Origin of the sequence: Paraburkholderia sp. SIMBA_053, from assembly GCF_046534895.1 — a bacterium.
Classification (GTDB): Bacteria; Pseudomonadota; Gammaproteobacteria; order Burkholderiales; family Burkholderiaceae; genus Paraburkholderia; species Paraburkholderia caledonica.
Window position 1 is genome coordinate 1 of the sequence record NZ_JAWRXU010001862.1, and the last position, 232, is coordinate 232.

Below are 232 nucleotides of genomic sequence, written 5' to 3' on the forward strand. Positions count from 1 at the left end.
CTCGCCCATCGTGCCGACCATTTCACCGACGACGCCATTGCCCTTCGACGCCACGTCGGACGCATTGGCCGACAAGGTACTCGCCTGCTGCGCGTTTTCCGCGTTCTGCTTCACCGTGGTCGTCAGTTCTTCCATGCTCGATGCGGTCTCCTGAAGGGACGACGCCTGCTGTTCCGTGCGCGACGACAGATCCACGTTGCCCGACGCAATCTGGCTTGAACCGGTCGCGATG

The 232-nt window shown here is 62.5% G+C and carries 1 pseudogene; it reads right to left on the reverse strand.

From position 1 onward, the window contains the following. Positions 1–232, reverse strand: a pseudogene (locus SB753_RS41990) (methyl-accepting chemotaxis protein); the annotation flags it as partial.